The following is a 3,443-nucleotide window of genomic DNA, read 5'->3' on the forward strand; positions in this document are numbered from 1 at the left end:
CAGTAAATTCTTATAAAAAATGTTGTTACAGAGCTATAGTGCACATCAGTAATTACATTTTGGCTATAAATGGTTGATGTTTAATACAGTATAATTAAAAAAAACATTACGGAAGGTGCCCGATTTGAACATTAAGAAACTTGTTGCAGCGGTAGGGATCATTGCCGTTTGCTGCTTGTTTTATCTATTAGCCCTTGATAGTTATTGCGATCAGGGGGGGACTTTTTCTACCGGTATTTGTGCTATCACTTCGATTATTCCATGGTAAGGATAGCCTATTATGCTTAGCTATAATAACGATAGATAACTATTACTATTCGTTATCGTTATTAAGTATGAATCACTTATTCAGATCCCCTTTGTGGTGGGCAGAGTGATAAGATAGCGCCTTAGCCACGTATGTCATAGGGTCGTCAATGTTAGATACAAATATGGGGGCACTGGGTGTCATCCCAATTGCTTTATCGCTGCTTACTGTCATTTTCTTCTTGATAGTCTGGTTCTTTTTGAGCCGTGCCAGTGTACGAGCAAATGAACAAATCCGTTTGTTACACGAAATTGCCGAACAACAAAAACGGCAAACCGAATTGCTCAATGCTTTACTGGAAAATGCTACGGGTGTCAGGCATGAGCAAGACGATAGTGATATTGTCTCGCCTCTCGACTTTAAAGGGTTTATTCCAGAGCGATAAATCCCCCCGATTCTGATGCTGTCACCCGGCGGTATCAGAATATCGTCGTAGCCAGAGTGATGGTTTCTCCTGCATAGCCGGCATTATCTTTTTGCGCGATGTGAGTTTGCCCCTTTATTTAGCCCAATATACTGCGCTGATTGTCATAAATTTGTCTTATTTTCGCCGTAATGTAGCCAGGACTTTTCAAGAAAACGGTGATTCTAATGATTAAATGGTATGAAGAAAGTGACACTGAAGTGAACCGAAATATTGCACTGCTGACAGGGGAAGATCCCGATAAGTGGTATCCATACGGTGGAGTTAAAGGTAAGGACTACTGCAAAAACCCTTCTGATGCCTGGCCTATCATCTATGCCAATAAAATTGGCCTCTATTCCCCTGAAGTTAATGATAATAATCAGTGGAATGCTCGGATTACCAATCCGCAAGGTGAGTGGCAAGCCTATAGCCAAAGTCCACTTCGTGCCGCGATGATCTGTTACCTGCTCAGCCAAGATATTTGAGTAAATATTGATGGTTTTCGACCGCGTGGAGACCCATATGCTGAGCGCGTGGCGTGACCAACGGTAAGCGATTCTCTGACTGACTTCTTGGAGCTGATGATGAAACGTATTATTAAAGGGGATTCAAATTTATCTCACCTGGTCATTGCCCATGCGGCGATTGACCACCATCAAAAATCTTATGGTGAGCGGCGTCAAGGCTGGCCTTCAACTTATCTTATCCGCTATAAAAATAATCGCGTGGCGGTTGAAGTTGTCACCCGGCGTCAATCTTATGTCGCGACATTGATGATTGGGGCCAGGAATCTGAGTAAGTTATGTGGCATATCTGCGTTACAACCCTAAACAGACAAAGCATCATTGTCTTCTAATCAAATCCTTCCCATGTAAACATCGGCTGATTGATCCTTCTCCGATAGTCAGCTAACTACCTTTATTCTTGCTGCAATTAGGTTTAAGTGTTAAAAAACCGCCGCAGATTCATTTATGAAAGCGCTGTTTAGCACGTTAGTGCGTAATAGGTGCGGCAGAGGATAGGATGGAACAGCAGTTGCAGGATTCAACACTAAAACGCGGTTTAAAAAATCGACATATTCAACTGATTGCCTTGGGTGGTGCGATTGGGACCGGATTATTTTTAGGGATAGCTCAGACGATTAAGATGGCTGGCCCCTCAGTGATACTCGGCTATGCCATCGGTGGTTTTATCGCTTTTCTCATTATGCGTCAGCTCGGTGAGATGGTTGTCGAAGAGCCAGTTGCAGGTTCATTTAGTCATTTTGCGTATAAATATTGGGGCGATTTCGCTGGCTTCTTATCTGGTTGGAACTACTGGGCGATGTTTATACTGGTTGGTATGGCTGAATTGACCGCCGTCGGTATTTATATTCAATACTGGTGGCCAGAGATTCCCACCTGGGTTTCCGCTGCTGTATTTTTTGTCTTAATAAATGCCATCAATCTTATTAACGTACGTATGTATGGTGAAACTGAATTCTGGTTCGCAATCATCAAGGTTGTTGCCATTATCGGTATGATTGTGTTCGGTGCATATCTGCTGGCTTCCGGTACTGGTGGGCCTGAGGCATCGGTTACTAACCTCTGGGCACAAGGTGGGTTTATGCCCCATGGCTTGAGCGGATTAGTGATGGCGATGGCGGTGATTATGTTTTCTTTTGGTGGCTTGGAGATGGTTGGCATTACGGCCGCTGAAGCTGAAGATCCACATCACAGTATCCCTAAAGCAACCAATCAGGTTGTCTATCGCATCCTTATTTTTTACATCGGTTCATTGGCGGTACTGCTTTCCCTATATCCGTGGGGCAAAGTGGTTGAAGGCGGTAGCCCCTTTGTGATGATTTTCCATGCGTTAGATAGCAATTGGGTTGCAACAATCTTGAATGTAGTGGTTTTGACCGCAGCGCTATCGGTTTACAACAGCGGTGTTTATTGTAATAGCCGCATGTTATTTGGCTTGGCATCGCAGGGGAATGCGCCTAAGTTGTTGACCCGGGTTAATAAACGTGGCGTGCCTATTCTGTCAATCGCACTTTCGGCGTTGGCCACCTCAGCCGGTGTTGTTATAAACTATGTTATGCCGGGCAAAGCGTTTGAACTGCTTATGGCGCTGGTTGTTTCAACATTGGTCATTAACTGGGTGATGATTTGTTTAGCTCACCTCAAATTCCGGGCTGCGAAGGTGCAAGAAGGCGTAGAACCGCGGTTTAAGGCGCTATGGTACCCATACGGTAATTATCTGTGCCTGGTGTTTCTGTCGTTGATTCTGGTCATTATGTATCTCACTGATGGTATTCAGATCTCAGTGCTAATGATGCCAGTTTGGGTTGCGCTATTGTGGTGCGGTTTTATACTCACTCGGCGTAAACATAAGCGGCATGAACTGAATGTAAATGACTCAGACGCAGCCTGATTGAAGTGTTAGCATAAAAGTGCCGGGCGATTAACTGTATGAAAAATCAAGCCCGGCTGTTATCACCTAAGACGCTATTTGTTGTGTTTAAATAATCAGCAATAAACTAAGCGGATACTCAGCATAGTTTTAATTGATAAGAACTATCGTATTTTTTGGGATCAATTAACGCTAATTGAGATTAATTCTTAATAGTCGCTTATAACCACTTTAATTGCATGGTTTAAATAGTTAAATAATAGCGTCCATTAGAATTGCCAGCGCATCCAGGTAAACAAAACATTACCATTATTATAAGTGCCGGGAATATAGGTG

General features: G+C 43.3%; 5 protein-coding genes and 1 pseudogene. 5 read left to right on the forward strand and 1 reads right to left on the reverse strand.

From position 1 onward, the window contains the following. The first annotated feature begins 124 nt into the window (after positions 1-124). The 5 genes from V2A85_RS22690 to V2A85_RS22710 all read left to right on the forward strand — a co-directional run bounded on the left by V2A85_RS22690 (position 125) and on the right by V2A85_RS22710 (position 3,128). Entirely contained in the window at positions 125-268 is a 144-nt protein-coding gene (locus V2A85_RS22690; protein WP_372559220.1) for a PhoP/PhoQ regulator MgrB, read from the forward strand. Positions 269-416: 148 nt separating this feature from the next. Beyond that, on the forward strand, positions 417-692 hold the full coding sequence (locus V2A85_RS22695; RefSeq protein WP_083158580.1) for a YebO family protein: 276 nt from the start codon (positions 417-419) through the stop codon (positions 690-692). A 206-nt stretch (positions 693-898) separates the two neighbouring features. Beyond that, on the forward strand, positions 899-1,198 hold the full coding sequence (locus V2A85_RS22700) for a phage protein NinX family protein (protein ID WP_083158581.1): 300 nt from the start codon (positions 899-901) through the stop codon (positions 1,196-1,198). A 96-nt stretch (positions 1,199-1,294) separates the two neighbouring features. Beyond that, positions 1,295-1,543 (forward strand): DUF4060 family protein, encoded by a 249-nt coding sequence (locus V2A85_RS22705; protein WP_372559219.1) that lies wholly within the window; start codon positions 1,295-1,297, stop codon positions 1,541-1,543. Positions 1,544-1,736: 193 nt separating this feature from the next. Then, complete coding sequence (locus V2A85_RS22710; RefSeq protein ID WP_372559218.1) at positions 1,737-3,128, forward strand: amino acid permease; 1,392 nt, start codon at positions 1,737-1,739, stop codon at positions 3,126-3,128. 248 nt (positions 3,129-3,376) lie between these two features. On the opposite strand, the pseudogene V2A85_RS22715 reads toward V2A85_RS22710, so the two are convergent. Beyond that, positions 3,377-3,443, reverse strand: a pseudogene (locus tag V2A85_RS22715) (phospholipid:lipid A palmitoyltransferase); the annotation flags it as partial.

Source organism: Yersinia sp. 1252 StPb PI (assembly GCF_048593885.1).
Classification (GTDB): domain Bacteria; phylum Pseudomonadota; class Gammaproteobacteria; order Enterobacterales; family Enterobacteriaceae; genus Yersinia; species Yersinia enterocolitica_E.

Bases quoted from the DNA above. Each gene is read 5' to 3' on its own strand.
- V2A85_RS22695 (WP_083158580.1), top strand. From the start codon at position 417: ATGTTAGATACAAATATGGGGGCACTGGGTGTCATCCCAATTGCTTTA.
- V2A85_RS22700 (WP_083158581.1), top strand. From the start codon at position 899: ATGATTAAATGGTATGAAGAAAGTGACACTGAAGTGAACCGAAATATT.
- V2A85_RS22705 (WP_372559219.1), top strand. From the start codon at position 1,295: ATGATGAAACGTATTATTAAAGGGGATTCAAATTTATCTCACCTGGTC.
- V2A85_RS22710 (WP_372559218.1), top strand. From the start codon at position 1,737: ATGGAACAGCAGTTGCAGGATTCAACACTAAAACGCGGTTTAAAAAAT.